Below are 26,781 nucleotides of genomic sequence, written 5' to 3' on the forward strand. Positions count from 1 at the left end.
GATTCAATCGTCATGGTCTTCCTGCCCTCATCGCGATCCAATGCGGCCCCCATGCACTCCCGGCGATGCTCGTGACCTTGCCGGTGGCGCTTCGAGGGCTCCAAGAGCGGTTCCACCATCCTGAGAGTTGAGCATGAGCGACGCGCAACACGACGAACACGAGCCTCTGATCAAGACCCCCAAGCAGCTGATCATCGCGGTGATCGCCGCCTTTGCCGTTCCCATCCTCATCATCATCCTGCTGGCCAATTACGTTGGCCTGGGCGCCAAGGAAGGCGCGGGCGGTTCCGGCATGTCGGAAGAGGCGGTCAACGATCGCATCAAGCCCGTTGCGCAGCTCGAACTGAAAGACCCGAACGCCCCGCGCGTTTTCAAGACGGGCGAGCAGCTCTACAAGGAAGTCTGCGCGACCTGCCATGCAGCAGGCGTTGCTGGTGCGCCCAAGTTTGGCGACGCGGCAAGCTGGGGTCCGCGCCTGTCGCAGGGCCTCGATGGCCTGACGAAGGTGGCGCTGGCCGGCAAGGGCGGCATGCCTGCACGCGGCGGCACGTCGCCGGATGACGTGAGCGACTACGAAATCCAGCGTGCCATCGTCTACATGGCCAACTCCGCTGGCGGCAAGCTGCAGGAGCCGGCCGCACCGGCGGGCGCCGCACCGGCTGCTGCCGCATCGGCACCGGAAGCATCGGCGCCTGCGGCTGCACCGGCTCCGGCCGCTGCTGCACCGGCACCTGCTGCCGCGGCACCCGCCGCACCGGCTGCTGCTGCCGCACCGCAAGCCGCCGCAGGCGAAGTCGGCAAGAAGGTCTACGATTCGACCTGCCAGATGTGCCATGCCGCTGGTGTGGCCGGCGCGCCGAAGTTCGGCGACAAGGCCGCCTGGGCGCCGCGCATTGCCGAAGGCAAGGCCAAGATGTATGACATCGCGCTGCACGGCAAGGGTGCGATGCCGCCTAAGGGCACGTACGCCGGCTCCGACGACGACGTGAAGGCCGCCGTGGATTACATGGCAGCCGCCGCCAAGTAAGCCGCCCGTATCCGCCGAAGAAGCCCGCCCCGTGCGGGCTTTTTTGCCTGCCGCAGCAGCGTCACGCGTGGGGCATGCCGTTTGCTACGTCTTGTTCGAATGTGCGGAGAACGATGCAGCGATACTGCGTCGCCCCGCATACGTCTGTGCAATGAGGCAAACGGAGGTTGCGATGCGAATGGAACGAACGACGCTGATCTACTGGGTGGCTGCTGCGCTGGCAATGGGTGGCTCGGCGGCCATGGCGGCCGACAACTGGGCCAAGCTCGCCCCGCTGGCCGACAACGCGGGCTCGCTCTATCTGGACAAGGACTCCATCGAGCGCAACAAGGACGGCACCGTGCGCGCCACGACGCGCGACGCCTATGACGCGCCGCGCAAGCTTTCAGACGGCAGGGCGTATCAATACGACACCCGCACATCCGTCTACGACTGCAAGGAAGGCCGCATCCTGCCGGTCAGCGCACTGATCCAGGATAGCCAGCACGGCACGGTGCTGACCAAGACCATCGACGGCCCGCGCTGGAGGCCGTCGTGCCGCGCTCAGAGGGCGAGGCGATCCTGCACGCCGTCTGCCAAAAGTAGTGCGCTGACGCCGGTGTTACTGGACGGCCGCCGCCGGCGAGATCGACGCGCAGCGTGCCGTCCGCATCCATGCGCGTGGTGCCGCGCGCAGCGGCCTCCCGGTAGTGGTACAGATCGAAGCGCAGCGGCCCGCGCGTGGATGTATCAGTCACCAGAATGCGGCTGTTGGTCACCAGCACGTTGTACATCTTCAGGTCGCCGGACTGGATCCAGATGCGGCTGGCGGCGTCGGTCGGCGCAGGCGCGCACATGGCGGGCGCGGGCCCGAAGCCGAGCACCAGCCCGTCGGGCGTGACGCGCGCTGTCTTCATCTGACCGATCAGGCGCGGCGGCGGGAACACCGTGTATTGGTCCAGCACCATGTCATTGCCGTCCAGCTTGGCGCCGGTGCGGTTGAGCGGCGCGAGCTGCGACAGTTCCAGCCCCATCCCCTTGAGCAGTGCGAGCGTCTGGATGCCCATCACACGCGCCTCGGTGGGCGTGTAGACAAGGTAGCGCGATTCCTTGAGCGCCAACGTGCCGCGCATGCCGAACGGCAGCCACACGCCCGGAAAATGATTCCGCAGCTTGAGCCCGCCCGACACGTCGAGCACACCGTCGCCGGGTGTGAGCGACAGCGCGTTGAGCGAGCGCGGCGAATAGTCGAGCAGATACTGGTTGAACAGCGCGTCGAGCGACTCCTTGGGCACCGTCACTTCGCCGCCCAGGATGCGGATGTCGAACTGGCCCGGATCGTCCATGTCGACGGGCTGCCCCGGCTTGTGCGCCACGAGCTGCGCGGTCAGTTGGTGCACGTGGAAGCCGATGTCGCCGGTGATGCGGAAGTCCACATCGCGCATTTGCACGACGGGCGGTGCGGTGCCGGAGTCGCGCGCCGCAGCCGGGCCGCTGGCATTGGGTGCGCCGGACGAGGGATCGCAGCGCTGCGTCCATTGCTGGCGTACGGAGATCAGCTCTTTGCGTTGCGCGCTGGCCATCGGTGGCTCGGCGGCGCGGGCAAGCGCGCTGGCCAGAAGGCCGGTCAGGCCAAGCGCGACCAACGCCAGGCGCAACATCACAGCGGCGAAAGCGAAGGCGGGGGCGATCATGGCGCGGTCCTCTTGGCGAGTTGCAGGGCAGGCTTGCTCGTCTTGGCAACCGCAGTTGCCTTGGCGGCCTGAGCGGTGGCGAGGGGTCGAACGACGGCATCAGCACGCGAATGCCGCCATCGGGCGAGAAGCGCAGCGACCCCGCCACGAGCTGATCGCGATAGCGGTACAGGTTGAAGACGAACGGCTTGGCCGGATCGGCGACGACGATATCGATGCGCGCGTTCATCGGCATCGAGCGCATGAAGCGGATGTCGCCACCGCGGAAGAGGATGTACGGGCGCTGCGCGTCGGCGGCGTTGGCCAGCGGCGGCATCTGCGGATTGCCATCGCCGATCTGCATGAGCAACCCGTCGCGCGTGACGCGAATGGCGGAGAGCTTCAAATCCAGAGCGGGCGGCGGAAACAGCTTGGGCACCTGCATGACGATTTCACTGCCGGCCAATTGCACGGCGGGCGTCGATACCGGCAGCAGATCGGCCAGTTCGATATGCGCCGCGCCCATCAGCGCGCCGGCGTCCTGCCCGCGCACCTTGACCACGTTGGGGCGGAACACGATGGTCTGCGGATCGCGCAGCACCAGCGGGCCGCGCAGCTCGATCGGCACCCACGCGCCGCGCCGCCGCATCTCGGCACGCATGTCGAGCGTGCCGTCGTCGAGCGCGAAGCTGAAGCCGCGCAGCGGCGGATCTTGGCCCGGCCCGCGCGCAAACACCACGGTGTTGAACAGCGCGGCCATGCTCTCGGCCGTGACGCGCACCGAACCGCTCACCGGCTGCAGCGTGGCGACGACACATCGTCGAGCCACACCGGGTCGCCCGGTGCACGCGGCACCATGCGCAGCGCGAGCTGATCGACCAGAAAGCCCACGCCGCCGTCGAAACGAAAATCGACATGACGTAGATACGAGATCGCATCGGGCTGGCCCGAATCGCGCAGCGTGGCGGGCCGCACCTCGCGCGTGGCGAGATTGCCCGACTGGAATGGCGCTCGCGCTTGCGCGCGTGCATCTTCCAGCTGCTTGGCTTTGTCGGCTTCGATGGCGCCGTGCCCGTCGCCCGCGGTGGCGCAACTCTGCAGCAGCAGTGCCGCCGCCAGCGCGCCCACAGCCCGCAGCGCGCTATTTCGATGACGCATCATCAAGTCCCACATCGACGGTCTCCTCGTCGTGAGAAACGCACCGGAAACGTTCCGGTCACCGACGCGGTCTGTCGCCGCGCTCGTGTAAAATTTTTGCATGCCCGCCCGCAAACCAACCGGCGACGCCGGTCCGCCCACCATTCCGCCCGCCCGCGAGTTCACCATCGATGAACTGGCGCGCGCGGCCGAAACCACTGTCCGCAACGTCCGCTCGTATCAGGACCGCGGCCTGATCGATCCGCCCGAACGCCGCGGCCGCGTGGGCATCTATACGCAGGCGCATCTGGGGCGGCTCAAGCTCATCAACCACCTGCTCGGGCGCGGCTACACGCTCTCCAACATCCAGGAGCTGCTCAAGGCCATCGTCGAAGGCCATGACCTGCGTTCCATCCTCGGGCTCGAATCGGCCATCGCCAGCCCGTGGTCGGACGAGTCGCCCAAGCATTACTCGCTGCTCGCGCTTGCCAAGCTGTTTGGCCGCGCCATGTCGCGTCAGGCGCTGGCGCGGGCCATCTCGCTGGGCCTGCTTGAACCCGATGGCCTCGGCTATCTGGCGCGCAGCCCGAAAGCGCTGCTGGCGGGCGCACAGATGGCAAAGGCCGGTTTCCCGCTCATCGAAGTGCTCGACATCATCGAGCGTGCCAGGCCGCATACGCAGGCGGTGGCCGACGATCTCGTCTCCATGGTCGTGCGCGAACTCGACAAGTACGGCAGCGACCTGCCGCCGGTCGAAGACGTGCCGCGTCTGGTCGATGTGATCTGGCGCATCCGTCCGCTGGCGCTGGTGGCGGTCGAAGCCGAGCTGATGCGCGCGCTTGAGACGGCCGCCAACAAATACCTGGGCGACCGCGTGGCGCAGGTCATCGAGCACATGCATGAACCGCCGGGCAGCGCGCCCGGGCCGGACAAAGGCTAGCGTCTCCGGCGCGCCCATGCGTGGGGCGCGCCCTATCTATTTCTAGTTTGATCCCGATACGACGGGTGCTGCAGGCGTTTTGAATGCCTGCTCAAGATCCGGCCGCACCCGCCGTCGACAGCTTGCGGCGGATCGACGGCGACGGCGCTTCGCCGTTCGCTGCCGCATAGGCTTCGATTTCCGAGATCAGCTTGGGCAGGCGTTCAAGCGCGTCACGGTTGTCTTCATCCCACGGGTGGAATGACGGCCGGAAGAAGTCGAAGAACTCCGGGATGATCTTGCGCAGCGGCGCCGGGTGAATCCACAGGAAATGGAACGCCTTACCGAGGCCGAGGAATTTGTGCTTGACGGTGCGATCCGCAAAGATCAGCCGCAAGTGCACGTAGAACACCATTGCCCAGAAGGTAACGGTCGTCACCAACATCGTCAGCGTGCGCGTGAGGTATCGGCCCACGCCTGGCTTGATGGCCAGGTTCCACACGTCGTAGCTGACGGCCTTGTGCTCGGTTTCTTCCATGGCGTGCCACAGCCAGACCTGGCGATAGCCGGGCTCCGAATTGCGGCCCAGGCCATCTTCATGTGAAAGCACCTGACCGGCCAGCATGGCGGTGTAGTGCTCGAGCGCCACGGTCACGGCCAACTGGTGCGACTTGGGCGTGTATTTGCGCAGCACGTTCAGGAACTTGCCAATAAAGCGGTCGATGCGCGTGGCAGGCAGTCCGGCGCGATCGAGCAGGTCGTTGTACAGCACGTGTTCGCGTGTGCATGGCTTCCTGCCCGATGAAGCCGGCCACGGCCTGCTTGAGCTCGGGATCGGTCACCAGATGGCGGTAGTTGCGCACGCTATCCATGAAGAAGCGCTCGCCGGTCGGGAAGAAGATCGACAGCGCGTTCAGGAAGTGGGTCACGTGCGGGCCTCGCTCGTGCCAGTTGCTGATGCGATCAGCCGGCAGGTGAGGATGCACGTCGCGACGGACTGGCATCATGGGCGGTTCTCCTGGAATGTGGTTTCTGAAAGGCGCGTCGCTGCGCGCCCTGATCGAGGAATGCACAGAGGTCGGTCCCCACGCGGACGGGGTCTTCCTCCATCGGGATATGGCCGAGCGCCGGGTACATGCGCAGCGTGGCGCCGGGAATGCGGCGGGCGAATTCGCCGGCATGCGCGGGCGGGATCCACCGGTCGCGCTGGCCCCAGAGGATGAGCGTGGGCACTCGGATCGAGGCCAGCCCGCTGGTATCGACATCGTCAAGCGGAACTTCGGTACCATCTTGCCGATGGCCTGTCGTGCACCGTCGGCATAGAAGAAATCGGCGTAGCGGCGCAGCGTGGGTTCGGACACGCGCGACGGGTCGCCATACACATCGCGCGTGGCGGCGCGGATGATCCCCTCGGGCAGCATCCACGGCGACGTCATCCGCACGCCAATGTGATTGAACAGATCGATGTAGATCGGCAGCTTCATCGGGAAGCCGGCGGAGTCGATCAGCACGAGCTTCTCGACGCGGCCCGGGTGCCGCACGGCAATCCCACGACACCATGCCGCCCAGCGAATTGCCGATCAGCGTGAGTTTCGACAGGCCGAGCGTGTCGACAAACGCGTCGATGAAGTCGCGGTACAGCGGCAGCTCCATCGTGCGCGGGCGGCCCTGTGCATCGCGCAGCGGGCCGGTGATGCCGAACGGCGGCAGGTCGAGCCGGATCACGCGGTAGCGCCGCGTGAGCTGCGGCAGCACGCCGTCCCACGTATGCAGCGACGCGCCAAAACCGTGGATCAGCAGCAACGTGCCTTCGGCGTTGGCAGCGCCTTCGTCGGTGTAATGCACGCGCGTGCCCATCAGCGGCAGGTAGCGCGACTGCGGCTTGGCGTAGCGCGCGATCAGCACATCGCGGCCGATGCTGCGCAGGCCGATGCGGCCGGGGCGCAGCATGGCGCGTGCAACGTTGAGCAGGTTCGCACGCGGGGGCTGGCGAACAATTCTCCGGTGGTGGCCGTGTTCATCGGCGACCTCCTACTTTGCGCGGGCGGTGGCGGGCGCCGTATCGTCGCGCAGCGCCTTCTTGCGCGTGCGGCGGGCTTCGCGCACGACCAGCGCCTGGTATGCGGCCGGCAGCAAGCGGGCCATCACATCGGCGGCGTGGGCGTCGGGGCCGATCAGCACGCGGCGCTTGTTCTTGCGCACGCCATCCAGGATCACCTCCGCGGCCTTGTCGGCCGAGGTGATGAAGAATTTCTCGAATTCCGCCTTGCCCTGCTGTTCGTCGCGCACCAGGAAGCCGTTCATGCTTGGCGAGACGCGGCTCGACTTGGCAATGTTGGTCTTGATGCCGCCCGGATGGACGCACGTGGCCGACACGCCGCAGTTCATCAGATCCAGTTCCTGGCGTAGCGCCTCGGTGTAGCCGCGCACGGCGTACTTGCTGGCGTTGTAGGCGCCCATGCCGGGCTGCGCGAAGATGCCGAAGATGCTCGACGTGTTGATGATGTGGCCGTTGCCGGTCGCCTTGAGCAGCGGCAGGAACGCCTTGGTACCGTGCACGACGCCCCAGAAGTTGATGTTCATGATCCAGGCCAGCTCGTCGTCTTCCATGCCTTCGATCGTGCTGGACAGCGCCACGCCCGCGTTGTTGAAGATCAGGTTGACCTTGCCGTGCGCAGCGGCCGCTTCTTCGGCCCAGCGGTACACCGCGGCGCGGTCGGCCACGTCGACGGCATGCGTGGTCACGCGGATGCGATCGCCTTCATGCGCACGCACCAGTTGCAGCGTCTGCGCGAGCGCCGCTTCATTGCGATCGGCCAGCGCGAGGTGGCAGCCTTCGCGCGCCAGCTGCAGCGCCAGCGAGCGGCCCATGCCCGACGCGGCGCCCGTGATGGCGGCAACCTGGTTGTTGAATGACTTCATGGCGTGGTCTCCGTGGGGCTGACGCGCGTCAGACGCGGTCGAGCGCTTCTTCGTTGGGGGTGTTTTGGGCGGCCGGCACCGTGCGGGCGGGTACGCGCAGCGGCACACCCTTCGGTACGGTCATCGGGCGCGTGCGGTAATCGGCCAGCCGGAAATGCGCGGTCGCGCGGCGGAACTGCCACGTGAATCCTGGCCACAGCGTCGTGTTCTTGCCGGTCTTCGGATCGAGGTACCAGCTCACGCAACCGCCCGCAGACCAGATCGCATTCGACAGCCGCTTCTGGATGCCGTCGTTGAAGCGGCGCTGCACGTCCGGGCGTACGTCGATGGCGGCCACGTTGTGCGCACGCATCGACTTGAGCGCATCGACGATGTACGCCACCTGCGACTCGATCATGAACACCATCGACGAGTGGCCGAGCCCCGTGTTCGGGCCCACCACCATGAAGAAATTCGGGAAGCCCGACACCGTGGTGCCCAGGTAGGCCTCGGCGCCGTGCTTGTCCCACATGTCGACAATGTCCACGCCCTGGCTGCCGAGCAGCACGCCGCGCGGGAACGGGTCCGTTGCGTGAAAGCCCGTGCCGAAGATCAGGCAATCGACTTCGCGCCGCGTGCCGTCAGTGGTGACGATGGCGTTGGGCTCGACGCGTGCGATGCCGGAGGTGATGACGTCGACGTTGTCGCGCGTGAGCGCCGGGTAGTAGTCATTCGAGATCAGGATGCGCTTGCAGCCGATGGTGTAGTTGGGCGTGACCTTCTCGCGCAGCACGGGGTCGGCAATGCGGCGCTTGATGTGGCCGCGCGCCATGCGCTCCACCGCCTTCATCAGCTTCGGGTGGATCACAAAGCCGAGCACGCGCGACTCCAGCATCCAGTAGATGCCGGTACGCATCAGCTTTTGCGTGAACGGCAGGTGGCGGAACAGCCAATGCTCGGCGCCCGAAACCTTGCGGTCGGGCTTGGGCAGGATCCACGGCGGCGTGCGCTGATACAGGTCGAGGCGGCCGACCTTCGGCGCAATCTGTGGCACGAATTGGATGGCCGACGCGCCCGTGCCGATCACGGCGACGCGCTTGCCGCGCAGGTCGTAATCGTGTTCCCAGAGCTGCGAGTGGAAGGCCTTGCCCTGGAAGGTCTCGATGCCGGGAATGTTCGGCCAGGCCGGACGGCTCAGGCCGCCCATGCCGGAGATCAGCGTGCGGGCACGGTAGCGGCGGCCGTCGGCCATTTCCAGGTTCCACACGCCTGCCGCGTCGTCGAAGGCCGCACGCGCCAGCTCGTGATGGAAGCGCACATGCGGGCGCACGCCAAATTCATCGGTGCAGCGCTCCAGATACGCGCGGATTTCCGGTTGCGGCGAATACATGCGCGACCAGTCCGGATTGGGCGCGAACGAAAACGAATACAGGTGCGATTGCACATCGCACGCGCAGCCGGGGTAATGGTTGTCGCGCCACGTGCCCCCGACGGAGCCCGCCTTTTCGAAGACGAGGAAGTTGTCGATGCCGTGCTGCTTGAGCTGAATCGCCATGCCCAGGCCGGCAAAGCCCGTCCCGATGATCGCGGCATCGATGAGGGGCGGGGCGTCAGCGCTGTGCGGGGCCGATGCAAAGGCGTCGGCGCGCGGGAAGTCGGTCCGTGCGTTCACGTGGTGTCTCCGTGGGCACCACATGGGCGCCTCTTAATGTGACATTGGTCGATGTCATCGTAGGAGGCTGCCCTGACCGAGTCAATCGGCCGATTGGAACGGTTCATCTAAAAGCGGCGTATGAACCGCTTGAAACGGTTTTCCCTTATGAATCCGTCACTTGCGTGCGGTGCACAACGTCGGCGGACGCTGGCAGGAAGGCGTTCAACAACGCATTGATGTGCGTTAGCAGCCGCAAAGCGCGCAAGCCGGCGGCGCGGATGTCGTCCTGGCTGCCATGGTGGACCGCATGGCGGAAAGCTTCCGCCACAGCGTCGACGTCCGGGCTGTGCAGAAGTGCCAGTGCACCGCCCGTGCGATGGGCCCATTGGCGCAGGGCGGGGCGGTCCATCGCGTCCAGCAGCGGCTGAAGTCGCTGCGCATCCTCGGCCAGCGACGACAGAAAAACCTGCGCCAACCCGGCCGCGGCGGGGTCCGTCCCGAGCGCGGCGTGCAGGTCGTCGAGCGACAGACTGAATGGATCTTCCGCGCTCGTGCCCGCAACCGCGAGACCATCGGCGCTCCACAGCGCAGACAGCGCTTCCTGCAGGGTGGCGAGTGTGGTGGGTTTCAGCAGGCTCGCGTCCATTCCCACGGCACGACAGCGCGCGTGTTCTTCGGCGAGCGTCGTTGCCGTGATGGCGATGATGGGCAGGCGAGGCCCATCCGCGCGTTCTTGTTCTTCCCGGCGAATGTGCCGGGCCAAGTCGAAGCCGTCCATGCGCGGCATGTGGCAATCGGTGAGCAAGGCGTCGAAACGGTGTTCGTGCAATCGCTCGAGCGCGACGACGCCATCTTCGGCCAGCGTGACCCGATAGCCGAGCAGCCGCAACTGCTTGGCGATCAGCTCGCGGTTGATCGGATGGTCTTCCGCCACGAGGATGTGTGCACCGGGCGCTTCAGTGGGCGCGGCGGCGGGAAGCGCGTGTACCGCCGTGCTGGCCGCTTGCACGTGTTCAGATGGCGGCAGGGCGCGCTCGCATGCCTGCACGAAAGCGTGCCAACGCAGCGGATTGATGCTCAGCGCGTTGTCCGGCTCGGCATAGCTGGCCTCGGAGGTGATGCGGATGGTGCGCCGCTCGGCATGCGGCGTCGTGGTCAGAAGGATGTCGGCGTCGGTGGTCGGAGCAGGCAGCAGTCCGGCCGCGACCGCGAGTTCCGTGAGGCTGTGCCGGACGGCCGCGTCATCAACGTCAATGGCAACGCTGCGGCCCGCCAATTGCGGCAGCGCATATCGGGCCGTGAGTATCGGTACGGCCAGGTGCAGCGTGACGGCGGTGCCTTGTGCTGGTGCACTTTCCATGACGAGCCTGCCGCCCATCAGGCCGGCAAGCTGGCGGGAGATCGCCAGCCCGAGCCCAGTCCCGCCGTAGCGCCGCGTGGTCGAGCGCTCGGCCTGCACGAACGGCGCGAACAGCGTTGCCTGTACCTCCGGTGAGATCCCGATGCCCGTATCGGTGACAGCGATGACGAGGTGCGCCGTGTCGTCGGTGACGTGCGCGCAGTCGGCTGACAGTCGCACGCTTCCCCGGTCGGTGAACTTGATCGCGTTGGAAAGCAGGTTGAACAGAATTTGCCGTAGACGAATGCTGTCGACCGAGACGCTGGCCGGCACGTCGGCGGCCACAGTCACATGCACGGTGAGCGATTTTTCGTGTGCGCGGCTTGCCAGCAGGCCGACCGTGCCGTCAAAGACCTCGCGAAGGTCCGTGGCCGAGGGGGATATATCCAGGCGACCGGCCTCGACCTTTGCGTAGTCCAGGATGTCGTCGAGGATATGCAGCAGTGCGCGCCCCGAATCCTGCACCAACGAAACCATCTGCTGCTGCTCGCGGTCGAGCTTGGTCTGCTGCAGCAGCTCGACCAGACCCAGCACGCCGTTCATGGGCGTGCGGATTTCGTGGCTCATCATGGCAAGAAAACGGTCTTTCGCGTGCAACGCCGACTCCGCAGCATTCTTGGCAGCTTCCAACGCATCGGCCTGCTCGCGCTCCGTGGTGACATCGCTCAGGTAACCGTTCCAGACCGTGCGACCGTCGGCTTCGCGATGCGGGATCGAGCGCGCGTGCAGCCAGCGGATGACGCCGTCTTCGCAGACGTGGCGGAATTGCTGGTCGAACGGCGTCAGCTGCTCCGCAGAGACAAGCACCGTGTCGATCATGCGCTGTCGATCCTCTTCGTGAATCAGCAGTTCCGGCGTCGATAGATAGCCCAGCAGATCCGAAGGCCGCGCGCCCAGCGTTTCGTGCGCTTTGCCCGCCACGTAAGTGATGCGCCCCCGCGCTTGGCCTGGCGCCAGTTCGAACTGGTAGACCAGCGCCGGCAGCGATTCGGTGACTTCGCGCAGGCGCTGTTCGAGGCATTCGGCGCGCGCCTGCGCTTCGCGGATCTCGCTGATGTCGACCAGCGACGCGACGGTGCCCGCGGGTTGTCCGTCCGGCAAGTGGAACGGCTCGATCCAGTACAGCACGTGGCGCGATTGACCATCCGGCGTGTCGATGATGACCTCTTCGCGTGTGCTTTCGCTGGTCTCCATTGCACGCCGGTTGATCTCCGACAACGGCGACGCGTTGCCCGTCGAATACAGCCCAAGCTCCTGCGGCGTATGGCCGAGCAAAGATGCGCTTGTCCGGCCGAACATGTTGCAGAACGCCGCGTTCACGGCCACGTAACGGTGCGAGGCGTCTTTGGCGACAAGTGGAAAAGGCACGGCTTCCATCAGCGCGCGCTGGAAGCTCAGCTGGCGCGCAAGGGTTTCTTCAGCGCGACGGCGCTGGTGGTTTTCGCGGCGCAGCTGCATCTGCTTGATGAAGAGCGCTACCAGCGCCACCAGCACGAGCGCGGCGACGGGCCCGAATTTGCCTAGCACGGCCCAAGCGGATGGGCCCAGCTGGTAGCTGACCGACAGCCACTTGTTGCGGATGCTGACCTGCTCGCCTTCGGGCATGGCGAAGAGCGCGCGGTTGATGAGCGGCACCAGCGCGGCGTATCGGGCCGACACGCCCACGCCGATGCTCTCGGTCGTGTTGGCCGAGCCCGTGACCTTCAGCTCGCCGGGAAAATGATGGCGGATCAACGCGTCGGCCACCGGCAGATTGGCGATGGTGAAATCGGCCTCGCCGGTCCCCACCATGGACAACGCATCGTTGACGGATCCCGCGCGCAGGATGCGAATCTTCGGCACGTTTTCTTTCAGCAGCGTGGTCAGCGTGTCGCTGGTCGGCAGGGCGACCGTCTTGCCGGAAAGCTCGGATAGCGCAGCCACCGTGAGCGCGTCGCTGCGTCCGACGACGACCATCGGGGTCGCGTCGATGGGCTGCGTGAGCGTAAAGCCAGGCGGCCGGGAATCCTGGTCGGACATGCCGAGCAGGATGTCGATCTCGCCGTTGCGCGCCTTGGCAAGCGCGTCTGCCCAGTCGCGCACGGTCACACGCTCGAAGCGCAGTCCGAGCGTGCGTGAGAGGAAGTTCTGGTATTCGGGAAGATGCCGAGCATTCCATCGCCCGCGCCGTTGAAGGTGTACGGCATGTAGTCGGGATCAGCGGCGTAGCGCAGCGGCGGCAGCGCGGCGAGCATGGCGCGTTCGTCGTCCGATAACTGCAGCCCCACGGACGACGCGCCGCCTTGCGTGATCCAGCGCGCGCGCAGCTCGCTCATGGTGGCGTCGGGCAACTGGGCCAGATGCCGGTTCAGATACCGGATCACCATCTCCTGGTCGCGCGGCGCGGCAAAGTGCAGCGCGTCGACCTGCTGATTCACCAGTTGCACGATCGAGAGGCGCCGGTAACGCGGCTGCGACATCAGCTCCCGCGTCGGATAGGTGACCCCCACGTAAGCGTCCGCCGTGTCGTGCAGCACGGCATCAAGAGCGTCGGCTGCCGTGGGCGTACTGATCAGGCGGATGCTCGGGTACTGTCCTGTCAGCTCTTCTTCGAGCGAAGAGCCTTGCTCGACGGCGATGCGCATGCCGGGGGCAAACGGGTTCTGCGCGACCTCCGTGTTGTCGTTGCGCGCCACCACCGCCGTGGGGCGCTCGAGGTACGGCGCGGAATAGATGAGGCAGTGATCGTATTGCGAGCGGGGCGCCACGCTCATGATGATGTCGACGTCGCCCCGGCAGGCCGCCTTCAGCAGCTCGTCACGCCGTGCGAAGACGTGCGGGATGACGCGTACCTGGTCCTGCGGAATCAGATGCATCAGCAGATCGCCGGAGAAGCCGCTGAGCCGGCCGGCTTCGACGCCTTCGAGCGGCGCCATGGCATCGCTGATGACGCCCACCGTTACCTTGGGCGGAAACTGCGTGAGCCGTTGGACGGCCTGCGCCGCGTCTTCCGCGTCGGCATCGGGCGAGCCGCTCAGCCAGAGCAGGGCGGCCGCGCATGCAAGCAACCCCGCACCGATACCGATGCGCACGCGCGCAGACGTCAAGAGCGTGACGCAGGCCATCATGGTGTCAGCCCTCGCCGCTGCCAAGCAGCCCGTGGCGCACGGCAAAGTCGAACAGCGCCGCCTCGGTGCCAAGCTCCAGCTTGCGCATGGCGGTCTGCTTCTGCGAACTGATGGTCTTGACGCTGCGGTTGAGCTGCACGGCGATCTCGCTGACCGTCTTGCCGCTCACGTACATGCGCAGCACTTCCAGCTCGCGCTTGCCGAGCTTGGTGACCAGGTCGTCGGGAGCGGGCTGCGGCTCGCCATTGCGGCAGAGCAGCCTGGCATTGAGCTGCGGCGAAAGGTAGATGCGCCCATGCGTCGCCGCCTGCATGCCTTCGAGGATGTGCTGCGGCTCGTCGGATTTGCTGACGATGACCTTGATGCCCGCGCGCAGGATGTTGCTCATCAGCGCGCGGGTCTCGAGCATGGTGAGCACCATCACGCGCAGGTCGGGGTGACGCCGCACGAGGAATTCGAGCAGGAGGATGCCGTCGCCATAGCGGCTGCCTGGCATGGCGTAGTCGGTGATGACGAGGTCGCAGCGCACGCGGCCGAGCACGGCAAGCAGCTCATCGGCGTTGCTGGCCTCGGCCACCACCTCGAAACCGTCGACCGCCGACACGAGGCGCCGCACGGCAGCCACCACGCCAGGATGATCATCTGCAATGACGAGTTGGAATGGCGGCTGCATGTCGACGTGTCTCCGAGTGTGTAACGTGCAGCAATGTGTTTGCCGCATTGCTGAGAATCGCCGAAGCCGCAACGGCGTAACATCGGAAAAGTCCTATTAGTGCGGCCCGATCTGCGCTCTTCTGGTGCAAATTTGTGAGGGCGTGTTGGGATCTCGGTCTTGATTCCGAACCCAGTCGGCGCCTGGCTGCGTGGCACAATGCAGCCGGTTTGTTCGCTCGCTTGACCGCACCGATTTCCCATGACGCCCACATCTTCGACAGCCCCTTCTGCGACCGCGCGCCAGCAGAGCGCCGAACGCTCCACCCTGGTGAGTGCAGGCGTCAATTGCCTCCTTTCGGCGGGGCAGATCGCGGCGGGGCTGTGGTCGCACTCGCAAGGCCTGGTGGCCGACGGGCTGCATACGCTGTCCGACCTGATCGCCGATGGCATCGTTTTCATTGCCAACCGCAACAGCCACAAGGGACCGGACGAAGACCACCAGTACGGCCACGCGCGTTACGAGAACGCCGCGTCGCTGGGCCTGGGGCTGCTGCTGATCGGGGCGGGCGCGGGGATGATCTGGGCCGCGGTGGAAAGCCTGCGCTCGCCGCAGGGGCCGACGCCGGTGCATGGACTTGCGCTCGTGGTGGCGTTGACGGCGCTGGCGGCCAAGGAGGGACTTTTCCGCTACATGCTCGCCGTGGCCAAGCGCATCAACTCACGCATGCTGATTGCGAATGCGTGGCATGCGCGTTCCGATGCGGTGTCGTCGTTGGTGGCGGCCGTGGGCGTGGCGGGCAACCTGATGGGCTATCACTGGCTCGACCCGGTGGCGGCCTGCGTTGTCGGGCTGATGATCGGCCGTGTGGGCGTGCGCTTTGGGTGGGAAGCGCTCAATGACCTGATGGACCGCGCTCTGCCGCCCGCGCAGGTGGAGGCCATTCGCGCCAGCCTGGAAGCCACGCCGGGCGTGATCAACGTGCACGACCTCCGTACGCGCGTGACCGGAGACCAGGCATTGGTGGACGCGCATATCGAGGTGGATCCGCGCGTCTCCGTGAGCGAGGGCCATGCGATTGCCGTGCGGGCTCGCACCAACGCGCTGACGGCGCATACGGCCATGGCCGTGCTCGATGTGCAGATTCACGTCGACCCGCGCGAACACATCGCGACCGATCCCGTGCCGCTGCCCGACCGGGACGCGCTGCACGCCGTGCTGGCACAGCTGCTGCCGCCCGGCACGCCGCTCGACGCGCGCCACTGCGTGCTGCATTACGTCGATGGCGCGGTGGAGGTCGACCTCGTCCTGCCGCCGGCACTCGCCGCTGAAATCGGCCGCATCGGCGATGCCGTCCACGCGCGGTGGGATGGTCTCGTGCGCCTGCGCGTGCTCGTTACCGACGCTTGAGCTTTTCGCGCTAGCGACATTGGTCGACCGCGTTGGCGGGCTGCGTTTTGGTGGGGTCGAAGTGCAACTGCTCCAGTCCCTTTTCCGTCAACGACATCCAATCGATCGCGCCGGATGTGCGCAGCAAACCGGTGCTGCCCACCGGGCGCCATTGCACGCGCTTGCCGTCGGTATTCAGCAGCGTGGCCGATAGCGAGAGCGAATCCGGCCCTGCCTGCAGTTGCAGCAGGCGCCCATCGGCGGCGGGCGTATAGCCGGTGGTCTGGTTCACGGTGATGCCCGCTTCGCGCACCGTTGCCGGCATGCACGGAATCGACGCACGCACCTTGCCCGTGGCGTCGATCAGATCGGCAAAACCGTTGCCCTTGGCCACGCCGACCAGCAGGTACCGCTCGATCGCCGGCATCCACGTGACGCTGTAGGTGTAGTACTGCAGATGCTTGTGCAGAAGCTGCTCGCCGGTCACGCGTCCGCTGACGGGATCGAATACGGCGATTTTCAGATTGGCTTCGGTCTGACCTGGCACGAACTGCTGCCAGGCGAGCAGCGCATTCGTGCTGCCGCCAGCGACCATGGGCCACCATTCGCGCCGGCCATCGGCAACATCGACGTTGTGCAGGCGACGGCCGCGTCCGTCGTAGACCTTCAGGTAGACGCCGTTGCCGCTGCCGAGGTTGTCGACGCCGCCGCCGGTGATCCAGCCGTCGGAATAGAACACCACGAAGCGGTCGCCCACGGCCGTGATATGGCCCGAGTGGCTACCGGATTCCACCAGTTGCGGATACGGCTTGATGGGCCGGAGCGCGGCGTCGTAGATGCCGAAGCGCTGGTTCACGTTTTCCGGCGCATTCCAGCCGTCTTCAAACGACACCATCACCTGGCCGGCGCGGTTGCGCGCCACCGTCACGGGCTCCTGCGCTTCGGGCTTCTGGATGAAGATGCGCGGGGCATCGAGCACCCCCGTGTCGGCATGCCACTGCGCGACATAGACATCGTGCGGCCAGCTTCCGCTGCGATCGGCGCCGCGCGGCGGCAGGCCCGAACTGCTGAAGAACACGTTGAAAGTGTTGGCCGTTGCGCCCGGCACTGCGCCGATGCCATGCATGTATTGACGCGGGTCGGTCGCGCCGGCGGTGGCCACGGCGGGCACGGCAAGCGCGCACGCAAGGGCCAGCACGGTCCGGCGTAGCAGAGACAGTCGAGACACGTGACGTTCCATCTTCATCGTTAGCGAGGTGGCGGTTTCAGAACCGATTGGGCCACAGGTACCCGCTGAAGTTGCTGCGCGAATGGGGGAGCCCGTTTGGCGGAGTCGCCGCCGTGGCATCCCATCCGGGGCACCCGGTTTACCCCCGCCGCGGCAATCAAGTTTCAGTTCCGTGTGCCGTTCTTCACAAACAAGAGCGGAACCCATTCCGCCAATCCCTTCCCAGCGCGGCCAGAGTGGGCACAAGCCCGCCGCCCACCGCGCCAGAACCGACCCAAGAGAACAACATGACCCAGCGACTCGACGCCCGATGGCGAAGCGAAGTGACGGAGGCTCTACGTACCGTGGAGGCGCAGTTCGGCGTGGCACCGCAAAGCCTGCCGCGCGACGCACTCATTGCGGCCCTGACCGACGCCATCTGGGCCCAGCGTGCCGCCTATGCGCAGGTGCGCCAGACGCTGGTTGCGTGTCCTGAGCTGGCAGACGAATCGATGTAACGGCGTGCCCGGTGCCGCCGCTGTTTTTCAAGAAGGTGATGTGATGCGGTACTGCGGATCGCTGGATCTGGACCATCTGCTGCGCCAGCCGTTTGCCCAACTCGGCCGGCTCGTGCGCGATGAAGACTCGGGGCAACCCCTGCCCCCGGTGGAAGTGGCCGCGCGCGCGGTGTTGCTGCGCGCTGCCGGCTACGAGGTGATGCCCACCTGTGGGCACCATGACCGACGCGGCTTCTGTCTCGGCCACACAGACCGGATCATCGGGATGTAAGCGCCGCGCCTACGACGCATCCGCCACGTGCGCGCAGCCTTGCGCACACGCTGTTGCGAACGCGCATCAGGGGTTGTAAAAACGCTGCGCGCGTGGTGCCCGAAGCACCCGTAAAGCGTTGTCTGGCGCACCTTTACGGGCAATCCGTTGCCAAAAAGCAAACGGTAAAAATGACTTACATTCCGGTCCTTTTTCGGCCCATGGTTCTGGTGCATCCTGAACCAAGATAGATCGCACGGATGGCAGATGTGCGACGTCGGACGCAACGTCAAGCCGGAAGTCGGAAGTGAATCGAATCGGCGACGCCTGCAATCTGGGGTCAGGGGAAACAACATGAAGACGCAATATCTCAGCAAGCAAGAAATCTACGACGGCGCAGTCCGCCATCTGTTCGGTCAGGGCGGCGCTGCCATCCTGCCGCGCGGCGGCGCTGCGTACCACGGCCAGGGCGGTCGCTGCTGCCCGATCGGCAACCTGATCGGCGTGCGCGACTACACGACGTCGATGGAAAGCGTGCCGGTGCGCTACATCGTCAAGCCCGCCAACGAGATTCCGCGCTACATGGATGCCGGCGTCATCGCGTTGCGCCGTGCGCTCAAGCGCGCGCATCGACGTGGACGACCGCGACACCGTCGAGCTGCTCTCCAAGCTGCAGAACGCGCATGACGTGTTCGGCACGTGGGAGTGGAAGGAACGCCTGCAGTCGATCGCACGCCAATTCGGCCTGAGCGGCGCTCTCGTCGATACATTCTGACCGACCGGCCGGTCACAGATCACCCTAAAGAAGGTGACGCCATGAAAGGGAAGGGGACGTTCCTCGCCATCGAGGACATTTTTGAACGCGTGCGCGCACACCTGCTCGCACAGCAATGCCGCTCCGAAGACGCCGACGGCGAGCCGCGCTACCGCGGCCTCGACAACCGCCGTTGCGGGGTCGGCATTCTCATCGACGACGCGTTCTATTGCAGCGCCATCGAGCGCCTGGGCGTGAGCCTGCTGCGTGTGCCGAGCGAGGATGCCCTCGCCCGTGCGTTGCGCAGCTCCGGCGTGAATGTCGACGACGATCAGGTGGTGGATCTGCTGATCGATCTGCAGGACATCCACGATCTGGCGGCCATTGAAAGCTGGCCCGCGGCGCTGGAAGACATCCGGCGCCGGTTGCCCTGCCCGTTGTCCGATACGCCGCTGGCAGCCTGAACGACGTATCCACCGCGAACCCGGCCTGGCGCCGGGTTTTGTCATTTCAGCGCATCGAGTTCCGGATAGTGGCGGAAGATGCCCATCGTGTTGAACGGAATGCGACGCGGCGATTCCAGATACGCCGCGATGTTCGGCTGCGCCGCCACGCGATCATGCAGCGCCGCCAGATGCGGCAAGTCGCGTTCGTAGCGCTGCATGTGGCGCGGGAACGCATAGCGCAGCCCGGCCACGATCTGGAACAGCGACAAATCCACATACGTCAGCGCATCGCGCACGGCCCATGTCGGGCCGGCGGGGTTGCGGTCGAGCACGCGCTCGAAGTAGTGCAGGAACTTGGGCGCACGATTGTCGAGAAAATCCTGCGTGCGGCGCTTGGCCTCGGCGCGCTGGTCTTCGTAGTACTCGCACGACGCGATGGGGTGGTGCGTGTCGTGAATCTCGACCACGAAATCGGCAATCGTCAGTTGCAGGCCGTGCGTCCACAGGCCGCCGGCTTCGTCGTGCGGGGCCAGGCCGTAGTGCTGACCAAGGTAAAGCAGGATGTTGGCCGTCTGCGCGATCACCAGTGGGCCGGCCACCAGGAACGGCGGCGCGAACGGCGGGGTGGGAATGCCGGCATCGTTCAGAAACGCCTCGATGGCGGCTTCGTCTTCGCGGCCGAGATCGGTATAGGGCACAGCGGCCTGCTCCAGCGCGAGCCGGACGAATTCGCCGCGGCCCTGGATTTCGGGCCAGTAATAGAGCGTGGTTTCCATGGTCGGGCGGGGAAAACGAGGTGATGTCTGCGAAGCAAGGCGGATGCCGCATCGCAGCAGGAACGATGCCTGCGAACGATAATAGGCGCTTGCCTCTGCGCCTGTTCCAACCGCCCGCCGTGAACGCTCCGCTTTCTCCCTCGCCCGCCATCGAGCCCGCCGATCCGTCGCGCTGGCTGGTCCGGGGGCATCCCGGTTTTCTGCGCGCCAATCTGGCGCTGTTCGCGGCGGGTTTTCGACGTTTTCGCTGTTGTATTGCGTGCAGCCGCTCATGCCGCTGCTGGCGCATGACTTTGGCCTGACGCCCGCGCAGACGAGCCTCGCGCTGTCCGTCTCTACGCTGCTGCTGGCCTTTGCGATCCTGTTTGCGGGGCTGCTGTCCGAGTCGATTCATCGCAAGACGCTGATGGGCGTGTCGCTGGTGCTCTCCTCAGCGCTCACATTGGCGGCGGCGGTGCTGCCGGGCTGGCACGGGTTGCTGGCCACGCGGGCGTTGCTTGGCGTGGTGCTGGGCGGCGTGCCGGCGGTGGCCATGGCGTATCTGGCCGAAGAGGTGCACCCGCAAGGGCTGGGCATGGCGATGGGCCTGTACGTTGGCGGCACCGCATTCGGCGGCATGGCGGGGCGCGTGCTGACCGGCGCCGTGGCCGACCATTTCGGCTGGCGCGCCGCCATCGGTTTTGCCGGCATGCTGGGTTTGCTCGCGGCGCTGGCCTTTCTGTGGCTGCTGCCGCCGTCGCGTCGGTTTGTGCCGCGCAAGGGCGTGGCGCTGGGCGACCTGTTCGACACGCTGGGCGCCCATCTGCGCGAGCCGGGCCTGCGCGCGCTGTTCGCCATGGGCTTTCTGCTGATGGGCGGCTTCGTCACGATCTACAACTACGCGAGCTTCCACTTGCTCGACGCGCCGTATGCCCTTAGCCAGACGGCGGTGGGCGGCATCTTCATGGTGTATCTGCTGGGCATTGGCGCCTCGGCATGGTTCGGCCGATTGGCGGATCGCCATGGCCGGGGCCGCATGCTGCTGGCGGGCACAGCGCTGATGTCGGGCGGCGTGCTGCTGACCTTGGCGGGCCCGCTGGTGCTGGTGATTGGCGGCATCGCGCTGCTGACCTTCGGCTTTTTCGGTGCGCACGCGGTGGCCAGCGGCTGGGTCGGGCGCCGCGCGCGGCGTGCCAAGGGGCAGGCCGCGGCGCTGTATTTGCTGGCGTATTACCTGGGCTCCAGCCTGATCGGCACGACAGGCGGCAAGCTCTATGCGCCCTGGGGCTGGCCTGGCGTGGTGACGCTGGTGATGGGCTGCATGGCGTGTGCGCTGGGCACGGCGGCGTGGCTCTGGCGGCGGGCTCCGCTGCCGCCGGGCGCCAAGCGCTGAAGTTGTGCGCCCGGGGAATTCGCGTATCGTGCCGTGATCGATGTCTGCACGATCGCTTTCCCTGTCATGCGTACTCATTTCCTGTTCTGCACGCGGCGACTGTGGCCGCTCGCATCGTTCCTCCTCCTGTTGATGGCCGGCGTGGCCCGCGTGGCCGATGCCGCGCCGGTGTCGTTTGCCAAGCTGGCCGGGCTGCCGACTTCCACCGCCAGCGCGTCGGCGCCCGCCGCCGACCCCGTGCAGACACGCCAGTCGCTCGACACCGTCATCACGCTGCTCAGCAACGATCAGCAGCGCACGGCCCTCGTCAATGAGCTGAAGCAGTTGCGCGATGGCATGAGCGCGCAGCAGAAGGTACAGGCCGAACAGGCGCCCGGCCTGCTGGGCGCGGTGGCATCGCTCATCGAGCACGGATCGTTGCAGGCCGATGTCGAAGCCGGTGCGCCGCGTTACTGGCTGCGCCGCATCGAGGCCGCCAGCGGGAACGCGAGCCTGCTCGTCGCGCCCGAGCGGCGCATGCCGCTGGTTGCCGACTTTGCGAGCACGGTGGGTATCTGGGCCGCCATCGCGGCGGGCCTGCTCGGCCTGGGCTGGTTGATCCGCCGCGTGTTTGGCCTCACCGCAGGCCTCGGGCCGCATCCGACCACGCGGGCACTGCTGATCGATGCGCTGCGCAAGATCGGGCCATGGGCGATCTCCTTTGCGGTGATCGTGCGGCTCGACCACGACGCGTCGCCCGGCTTCGTCCTGGCGGTGGTGCTGGCCTACGCCATCGTGTGGGGCGCGATCATCACGGCCGGCGTGGCGATGCTGTTCTCGCTGTTTTCCGGCAGTGCGCACCGGCGCATGGCGGTGGAATACCTGTTCAAGCACGGCATGTGGCCGATCTTTCTGACGGCCAGTCTGGGCGCCTGCGGCGATGCGCTGGTCGACCCGCGCGTTGCCTTGGTGCTGGGCGGCTCGCTCAGTCTGCTGCTGGCCACGGTGTGCAACGTGGTGTCTTCATTGATGCTGGCGGTGGGCGCGTTGTGGCGCGGCGGCCCATCGGCCAGTTGATCGCCAATCGCCCGCTGGAGCTGCGCAGCGGCGAACACACGGGCAACCAGGTCCGCCGGCTGCTGGCGGCGTTCTGGCCGGTGCCGGTGCTGGTGCTGGCCGGCGCCACCGTCATGGCGACGCTGACGACGCCCGATAACGTTGACGTCGTGGCACGCCGTGCCGTGATGACGTCGCTGCTGCTGGTGGCGGCGTTCTTTCTGTCGGCGCTGGTCCGCCCCCGCGCGAACTGGCGCTCGCATCTACGTCTGGCGCGCAGCTCGCCTTATCTCGAGCGGCTCAAGCATTTCGTCGGTGCGCTGATCAAGCTCGTCATCTGGATCGCCTTTCTCGAACTGGTGCTGCGCGTATGGGGCCACACGCTGGTGGAGGTCGCACACAGTTCGGTCAACGGCAAGCGCATCGCCGACGCCTTGGTGGGCCTGATCGGCACCGTGTTTGCCACCTGGCTGGTCTGGATCCTGCTCGACACGGCGATCCTGCGGGCGCTGTCGCCGGCCTCGGCGCGGGCGCAGCCGAGCACGCGCGCGCTCACGATCCTGCCGCTGTTGCGCAACGGGCTGAAGGTGACGCTGGTGGTGACGGCCAGCATTGGCGTGCTGGCCAACCTGGGCGTGAACGTGACGCCGCTGGTGGCCGGCGCCGGCGTGATCGGCCTGGCGGTGGGCTTTGGTGCGCAGTCGCTGGCGCAGGACTTCATCACCGGCATCTTCATCCTGATGGAAGACACGATCAGCGTGGGCGATGTGGTGGACGTGGGGGTGGCCACGGGCTCCGTCATCAACCTGACCATCCGGACGGTGCGGCTGCGCGATGGCACGGGCGCGGTGCTGTCGATTCCGTTCAGCCAGATCAAGACCGTGCGCAACCTTTCACGCGATTACTCGTTTGCCGACTTTGAAGTGCGCGTGGCGATGGAGGCCCAACCGCAGCAGGCGATCGACCTTGTGCGTGCGGCGGCCGACCAGATTGCGGGTGAGCCGCGCTTTGGCTACACGTTGCTCGGCGGTGCGGAAATCTTCGGGCTGGACCGCTTTGAAGGTGGCGCGATGATCGTCAAGGGGCGGTTCAAGACGCGTCCGCAGAAGCAGGCGGATGTGCTGCGGGCGTTCAACGTTGTGCTCAAGGATGCGTTCGACAAGGCGGGCGTGCCGCTGGCGGCGCCGGGGACGGTGTTGCGGACTTCTGCGGCGTTTGAGGAGTGGATGGCGCGGGTGGCGCCGGATGAGGGAAGGTGCCGCGGGCTGCTGATGAGCCACCTCCTGCGGGAGCGCCGGCTTAAGGGCGTTGCGGGTCCATCCTCGTATCGTCCCCTGCCGGGGCCGACCCACTTTCTTTGTCTTGCCAAAGAAAGTAAGCAAAGAAAGGCGCGCCCGAGATGGCGAAAGATTCCTTGAATTTATGTCGCAGAGAGGGAAGGGAAAACTCGCTGCGCTCAGACAGTTTCCCTTCCTTTTCCTCTCTGCAACAGAAATTCAAGGCGCCATCTAGGGCAGGGAAAGTCAAAGGCCAAACCGGCTGGGCGCGGGTGTTGGCGCCCAGGCGTGTCTTCGTTTTAGAAGCCGTGGCGCATGCCGACCATGACGCCGGTCTGCGAGGCTTTCGGCAGTGCGGCTGCCAGGACGGTGCCGGCGTCTTTCTGGTGGGTGTAGTCCATGCCGACGTACAGCCACGTGCGCTTGCTGACCACGTAGTTCATGATCGCGTAGGCGGTGTAGCGCAGGCCGCCGGGGTCGCGCTGGCGCGTGGCCATGCCGCCCACCACGAGGTTGTACTGGCCGCTGAAGTCGTATTTCACGCCGCCGAGGATGAGGTCGTTCTTGGTGGGCGTGCCGTCGCGGTAGTTGATGTAGCCGAGCATCAGTTTGGCGGGGCCGACCTGCACGCTGCCGCCGGTGGTCCAGGTGCGGGTGCCGACCGATTGCGGGTCTTTCTGCTGCTCCCACGCGCCGCCGAACGCGAACGGGCCGCTGGCGTAGTTGAGCGACAGCGCGCTGTAGTTGCCTGCGGAGAACGCGCCGGCCTGCTCGCCCATGCCGACCATCACGCCGGGGCGCCAGCCGTTGAAATCGCCGACGTACTTGACCGAGTTGTCGATGCGCACGCCGGTGGCAGTGACGTGCCACGCCGTTGCGCCGAGGTTGCCGATGGAGAGCGCGTCGTACTGGCCAGCCGTGTTGAAGACGAGGTTCTCCTGCCGGCCGAACGTCAGCGAGCCGAACCCGCCTTCCAAGCCGACATACGCCTGGCGCCCGAACAGGCGCGAGGTGGCGGGCGTGGTCGGTTTGTAGCCGCCCAGGCCCATGTCGTTGGTGGAGCCCACGCCGGTGTCCGGGGCGAAACCGCTGACCAGATGAAACACGGCCTTCAGGCCGTTGCCCAGGTCTTCCGAGCCGCGAATGCCGAAGCGGCTGCCGCTGTAGTAGCCGCCTGCCATCTCGGCCTTGCCGTGGCCGTCGGCGTCGTTGTTGGTGCTGTAGCGCAGGCCGGTTTCCATCACGCCGTACAGCGTGACGCTGGATTGCGCGTGCGCGGCGCCGCAGGCCAGCAGCGCCGACAGTGCAACGGCCGATAGCGGAATGGAACGGATCGAAGTGGTCATGTGGCTCCCTTATTGTCGTAACGACTGTTGTGTCGGCCGGAACGGGTTTTCCGGCCTGGCTCGGGGGCCGACTCTCAGGCAAGTCTGCGCTGTAAGGGTTGAAGTTACGCATGCACCGGCAAAGCGCCGCACACGTCGCGCCGGTTGGGGCATTGCCCGCTGAAGGGGCATTGCGCGTAAACCGCGGGCTTACAGATTCTTGGGGGTTTTCCCTCGGGCAGGCGGCGTGGCGCGGGGCTGCCGCTACACTGGCGACGCTGATTTCCGTTTGCCGCCCACGTATCCGCCATGCCTTCGTTCTCCGTTCCCCTGCTCAACGCCCTGCGCGACCAGCTGCCCGCGCTCTCGCCGGCGCAGCAGGGCGTGGCGCGGTTGATCCTGGAAGCGCCGGAGCTGTCGCTCGAACAATCCGTCGAGACGCTCGCCGTGCGCGCCGGCGTGTCGATGCCGACCATCGTGCGGATGTGCCAGGCGCTCGGCTTTGAAGGCTTGCGCGAGTTCAAGGCCACGCTGGCCGCCGAACTCGCGCACGCGCAGCCCACGCTGCCAGGCCATGTCGGCCGGGCGGACCCTCCCGCGCTGGTCGCCAGCAAGGTCATCGATGGCGCCACGCGGGCGCTGGCCAAGCTGCGTGAATCGCTGTCCACCACGCAGGTCGACGCCGCTGCCGAGCGCATCGCTCGCGCGCGCCGCGTCGATTGCTATGCGGCGGGTGCGGCCTCATCGTTCATGGCGAACGACATGCAGGCGCGGCTGATGCGGCTCGGGCTGGCGTCCAACGCCTACTTCGATGCGCATCTGCAGCTTGTGTCGGCGGCGATGCTGGGCGCGTCCGACGTTGTGGTGGCGTTCTCGCACGTGGGGCGCATGCCGTATCTGCTCGAGTCGATTGCCTATGCGGCCGAGCAGGGCGCCTGCGTGATCGCCATCACCCAGGCGGGCACGCCGCTGGCCGAGCGCGCGCAGATCGCGCTGACCGTGGACGTGCCGGAAGATGCGGTGATGCGGGTCGGCACCGAGGCGTACCTCGTGCATCTGACCGTCATCGAGATCCTGATGACCTGCGTGGCGCAACGCCGCGATGAGATGGTGCGCTCGCGCATGCGGGCGATCCAGCGACTGCTGACCGAGCGCAGCGTCGACCGCCCGTAAGCGACGGCAACGAAGCAGCGAAGGCAAAAAATGGCGCCACGCGGGCGCCATCCACAACACATGCGGTGCTCAGAGCCGCGAGATCGCCAGCCCGATCGCCAGCAGACTTCCCAACCCGAAGATTGTCCAGCCGACCGTGCGGCGCTTGGTGGTCATCACCCACAGCCACAGGCCCGAGATCGACAGGAAGATCAGGCAGCCGGCCAGCGTATCCACCAGCAGAATCCACGGCACCGTCATGCCGACGCCCTTGTGCAGGTTCATCAGCGTGCCGAGGAAGCCGTTGTCGGTCTGGCGGATCGCTACCGAGCGGTTGCCGGCCCAGTATTCGGCCTGGATTTGCGGTGGCGCTGCCAAAGTTGAAGGTCCATTGCTCGGGCTGCATCAGCGGCTTGGCAGCCGGTTCGCGCGGTGCGTCGGCGTTCTTGTCGTCCTTGGCGCCTTCGCCCTTGGCCGGGCGTTCGGCCCAGGCCACCGGCTTGGCCTTCTCCACGCGCGTGCGGGTGGCCGGCTCCGGCGTGTTCAGCGTCTGCTGCAGCCACGCGGCCATCGCTTCGGGCGTGGCGGGCACGGGGTCGGGCAGGGCGATCTGCGTATTGATGCGCTGTTGCGCCACGGGCAGTTTCAACACCGCGCGGTGGTTCAGCCAGATGCCCGACACGCCAAAGATCAGGCCCATCACCGCGCCCCACAGCCCGAACCAGCCGTGCGTCTTGCGCAGCCAGCGGACGATCGTGGCGCGGCGGTTGGCCGGGTGTTCGGATTTGGCCTTGGCCGGGCGAGCATTGGCGGCCGGTTTGGCGGCGGGCTC

At 66.4% G+C, this 26,781-nt stretch carries 17 protein-coding genes and 7 pseudogenes; 12 read left to right on the forward strand and 12 right to left on the reverse strand.

The features are described 5' to 3' along the window. The first annotated feature begins 133 nt into the window (after positions 1 to 133). A complete protein-coding gene (locus OWR21_RS11565) occupies positions 134 to 1,027 on the forward strand; it encodes a c-type cytochrome (RefSeq protein ID WP_332395326.1) in 894 nt (297 codons plus the stop codon). Positions 1,028 to 1,268: 241 nt separating this feature from the next. Continuing rightward, positions 1,269 to 1,436: pseudogene (locus OWR21_RS11570) on the forward strand (surface-adhesin E family protein); the annotation flags it as partial. Between the two features lie 49 nt (positions 1,437 to 1,485). Here OWR21_RS11570 and OWR21_RS11575 read toward each other — a convergent pair. Beyond that, a complete protein-coding gene (locus tag OWR21_RS11575) occupies positions 1,486 to 2,589 on the reverse strand; it encodes a DUF2993 domain-containing protein (protein WP_442968627.1) in 1,104 nt (367 codons plus the stop codon). Here OWR21_RS11575 and OWR21_RS11580 point away from each other — a divergent pair. Beyond that, positions 2,570 to 3,553 carry a hypothetical protein gene (locus OWR21_RS11580; RefSeq protein ID WP_332395336.1) on the forward strand — a complete coding sequence of 328 codons (984 nt, stop codon included), beginning with the start codon at positions 2,570 to 2,572 and terminating at the stop codon, positions 3,551 to 3,553. The genes OWR21_RS11575 and OWR21_RS11580 overlap by 20 nt on opposite strands. On the opposite strand, the gene OWR21_RS11585 is transcribed toward OWR21_RS11580, so the two are convergent. Continuing rightward, positions 3,469 to 3,852, reverse strand: coding sequence for a hypothetical protein (locus OWR21_RS11585; RefSeq protein WP_332395327.1), 384 nt, complete (start codon positions 3,850 to 3,852; stop codon positions 3,469 to 3,471). The genes OWR21_RS11580 and OWR21_RS11585 overlap by 85 nt on opposite strands. 85 nt (positions 3,853 to 3,937) lie before the next feature. Between OWR21_RS11585 and OWR21_RS11590 the strand changes: the two genes are divergently transcribed. Next, positions 3,938 to 4,756: a MerR family transcriptional regulator gene (locus tag OWR21_RS11590; protein ID WP_316877017.1), complete on the forward strand. Its 819-nt coding sequence runs from the start codon at positions 3,938 to 3,940 to the stop codon at positions 4,754 to 4,756. A 91-nt stretch (positions 4,757 to 4,847) separates the two neighbouring features. Here OWR21_RS11590 and OWR21_RS11595 read toward each other — a convergent pair. From OWR21_RS11595 to OWR21_RS11620, 6 genes and pseudogenes are all read right to left on the reverse strand, one after another. Then, positions 4,848 to 5,742, reverse strand: a pseudogene (locus OWR21_RS11595) (metal-dependent hydrolase). Continuing rightward, on the reverse strand, positions 5,699 to 6,685 hold the full coding sequence (locus OWR21_RS11600; protein WP_332395328.1) for an alpha/beta fold hydrolase: 987 nt from the start codon (positions 6,683 to 6,685) through the stop codon (positions 5,699 to 5,701). The pseudogene OWR21_RS11595 and the gene OWR21_RS11600 overlap by 44 nt, the downstream one beginning before the upstream one ends. Before the next feature lie 81 nt (positions 6,686 to 6,766). Then, positions 6,767 to 7,657 carry an SDR family NAD(P)-dependent oxidoreductase gene (locus OWR21_RS11605; RefSeq protein ID WP_147218435.1) on the reverse strand — a complete coding sequence of 297 codons (891 nt, stop codon included), beginning with the start codon at positions 7,655 to 7,657 and terminating at the stop codon, positions 6,767 to 6,769. Positions 7,658 to 7,685: 28 nt separating this feature from the next. Then, positions 7,686 to 9,308, reverse strand: a complete 1,623-nt coding sequence (locus OWR21_RS11610) for a flavin-containing monooxygenase (RefSeq protein WP_332395329.1) — start codon at positions 9,306 to 9,308, stop codon at positions 7,686 to 7,688. Between the two features lie 145 nt (positions 9,309 to 9,453). Then, positions 9,454 to 13,793: pseudogene (locus OWR21_RS11615) on the reverse strand (ATP-binding protein). A gap of 7 nt (positions 13,794 to 13,800) precedes the next feature. Then, entirely contained in the window at positions 13,801 to 14,469 is a 669-nt protein-coding gene (locus tag OWR21_RS11620; protein WP_332395330.1) for a response regulator transcription factor, read from the reverse strand. A 240-nt stretch (positions 14,470 to 14,709) separates the two neighbouring features. On the opposite strand from OWR21_RS11620, the gene OWR21_RS11625 reads away from it, so the two are divergent. Continuing rightward, the gene (locus tag OWR21_RS11625) at positions 14,710 to 15,858 is read left to right on the forward strand and encodes a cation diffusion facilitator family transporter (RefSeq protein WP_332395331.1); all 1,149 of its coding nucleotides are present in this window, start codon (positions 14,710 to 14,712) and stop codon (positions 15,856 to 15,858) included. 10 nt (positions 15,859 to 15,868) lie between these two features. Here OWR21_RS11625 and OWR21_RS11630 read toward each other — a convergent pair whose 3' ends face one another. After that, entirely contained in the window at positions 15,869 to 17,083 is a 1,215-nt protein-coding gene (locus OWR21_RS11630) for a hypothetical protein (protein ID WP_147218426.1), read from the reverse strand. A 269-nt stretch (positions 17,084 to 17,352) separates the two neighbouring features. Between OWR21_RS11630 and OWR21_RS11635 the strand changes: the two genes are divergently transcribed. The 4 genes and pseudogenes from OWR21_RS11635 to OWR21_RS11650 all read left to right on the forward strand — a co-directional run bounded on the left by OWR21_RS11635 (position 17,353) and on the right by OWR21_RS11650 (position 19,030). After that, positions 17,353 to 17,562 carry a hypothetical protein gene (locus tag OWR21_RS11635; RefSeq protein WP_027680453.1) on the forward strand — a complete coding sequence of 70 codons (210 nt, stop codon included), beginning with the start codon at positions 17,353 to 17,355 and terminating at the stop codon, positions 17,560 to 17,562. 43 nt (positions 17,563 to 17,605) lie between these two features. Beyond that, positions 17,606 to 17,833 carry a hypothetical protein gene (locus tag OWR21_RS11640; protein WP_316891832.1) on the forward strand — a complete coding sequence of 76 codons (228 nt, stop codon included), beginning with the start codon at positions 17,606 to 17,608 and terminating at the stop codon, positions 17,831 to 17,833. Positions 17,834 to 18,166: 333 nt separating this feature from the next. After that, positions 18,167 to 18,587, forward strand: a pseudogene (locus OWR21_RS11645) (hypothetical protein). Between the two features lie 41 nt (positions 18,588 to 18,628). Further along, a complete protein-coding gene (locus OWR21_RS11650) occupies positions 18,629 to 19,030 on the forward strand; it encodes a hypothetical protein (protein ID WP_332395332.1) in 402 nt (133 codons plus the stop codon). Between the two features lie 41 nt (positions 19,031 to 19,071). Here OWR21_RS11650 and OWR21_RS11655 read toward each other — a convergent pair whose 3' ends face one another. Further along, positions 19,072 to 19,788 (reverse strand): glutathione S-transferase, encoded by a 717-nt coding sequence (locus OWR21_RS11655; RefSeq protein ID WP_332395333.1) that lies wholly within the window; start codon positions 19,786 to 19,788, stop codon positions 19,072 to 19,074. Positions 19,789 to 19,907: 119 nt separating this feature from the next. Between OWR21_RS11655 and OWR21_RS11660 the strand changes: the two are divergent. Together OWR21_RS11660 and OWR21_RS11665 are read left to right on the forward strand one after the other, a co-directional pair. After that, a pseudogene (locus OWR21_RS11660) lies at positions 19,908 to 21,160 on the forward strand (MFS transporter). Positions 21,161 to 21,226: 66 nt separating this feature from the next. Then, positions 21,227 to 23,498: pseudogene (locus tag OWR21_RS11665) on the forward strand (mechanosensitive ion channel family protein). A 273-nt stretch (positions 23,499 to 23,771) separates the two neighbouring features. Here OWR21_RS11665 and OWR21_RS11670 read toward each other — a convergent pair. Further along, a complete protein-coding gene (locus OWR21_RS11670) occupies positions 23,772 to 24,818 on the reverse strand; it encodes a porin (protein WP_332395334.1) in 1,047 nt (348 codons plus the stop codon). Positions 24,819 to 25,106: 288 nt separating this feature from the next. Here OWR21_RS11670 and OWR21_RS11675 point away from each other — a divergent pair, with 288 nt between their 5' ends. Beyond that, complete coding sequence (locus OWR21_RS11675) at positions 25,107 to 25,970, forward strand: MurR/RpiR family transcriptional regulator (protein ID WP_015855786.1); 864 nt, start codon at positions 25,107 to 25,109, stop codon at positions 25,968 to 25,970. A gap of 69 nt (positions 25,971 to 26,039) precedes the next feature. On the opposite strand, the pseudogene OWR21_RS11680 reads toward OWR21_RS11675, so the two are convergent. After that, positions 26,040 to 26,781, reverse strand: a pseudogene (locus tag OWR21_RS11680) (PepSY-associated TM helix domain-containing protein); the annotation flags it as partial.

The sequence above is a fragment of the Ralstonia sp. 1B3 genome (assembly GCF_036631435.1).

Excerpts from the sequence above, each read along its gene's own strand:
- OWR21_RS11635 (WP_027680453.1), top strand. The coding sequence starts at position 17,353 with ATGACCCAGCGACTCGACGCCCGATGGCGAAGCGAAGTGACGGAGGCT.
- OWR21_RS11600 (WP_332395328.1), bottom strand. The coding sequence starts at position 6,685 with ATGCTGCGCCCCGGCCGCATCGGCCTGCGCAGCATCGGCCGCGATGTG.
- OWR21_RS11630 (WP_147218426.1), bottom strand. The coding sequence starts at position 17,083 with ATGAAGATGGAACGTCACGTGTCTCGACTGTCTCTGCTACGCCGGACC.
- OWR21_RS11620 (WP_332395330.1), bottom strand. The coding sequence starts at position 14,469 with ATGCAGCCGCCATTCCAACTCGTCATTGCAGATGATCATCCTGGCGTG.
- OWR21_RS11625 (WP_332395331.1), top strand. The coding sequence starts at position 14,710 with ATGACGCCCACATCTTCGACAGCCCCTTCTGCGACCGCGCGCCAGCAG.
- OWR21_RS11640 (WP_316891832.1), top strand. The coding sequence starts at position 17,606 with ATGCGGTACTGCGGATCGCTGGATCTGGACCATCTGCTGCGCCAGCCG.
- OWR21_RS11585 (WP_332395327.1), bottom strand. The coding sequence starts at position 3,852 with ATGTGGGACTTGATGATGCGTCATCGAAATAGCGCGCTGCGGGCTGTG.
- OWR21_RS11575 (WP_442968627.1), bottom strand. The coding sequence starts at position 2,589 with ATGGCCAGCGCGCAACGCAAAGAGCTGATCTCCGTACGCCAGCAATGG.
- OWR21_RS11565 (WP_332395326.1), top strand. The coding sequence starts at position 134 with ATGAGCGACGCGCAACACGACGAACACGAGCCTCTGATCAAGACCCCC.
- OWR21_RS11670 (WP_332395334.1), bottom strand. The coding sequence starts at position 24,818 with ATGACCACTTCGATCCGTTCCATTCCGCTATCGGCCGTTGCACTGTCG.
- OWR21_RS11650 (WP_332395332.1), top strand. The coding sequence starts at position 18,629 with ATGAAAGGGAAGGGGACGTTCCTCGCCATCGAGGACATTTTTGAACGC.
- OWR21_RS11605 (WP_147218435.1), bottom strand. The coding sequence starts at position 7,657 with ATGAAGTCATTCAACAACCAGGTTGCCGCCATCACGGGCGCCGCGTCG.
- OWR21_RS11590 (WP_316877017.1), top strand. The coding sequence starts at position 3,938 with ATGCCCGCCCGCAAACCAACCGGCGACGCCGGTCCGCCCACCATTCCG.
- OWR21_RS11675 (WP_015855786.1), top strand. The coding sequence starts at position 25,107 with ATGCCTTCGTTCTCCGTTCCCCTGCTCAACGCCCTGCGCGACCAGCTG.
- OWR21_RS11655 (WP_332395333.1), bottom strand. The coding sequence starts at position 19,788 with ATGGAAACCACGCTCTATTACTGGCCCGAAATCCAGGGCCGCGGCGAA.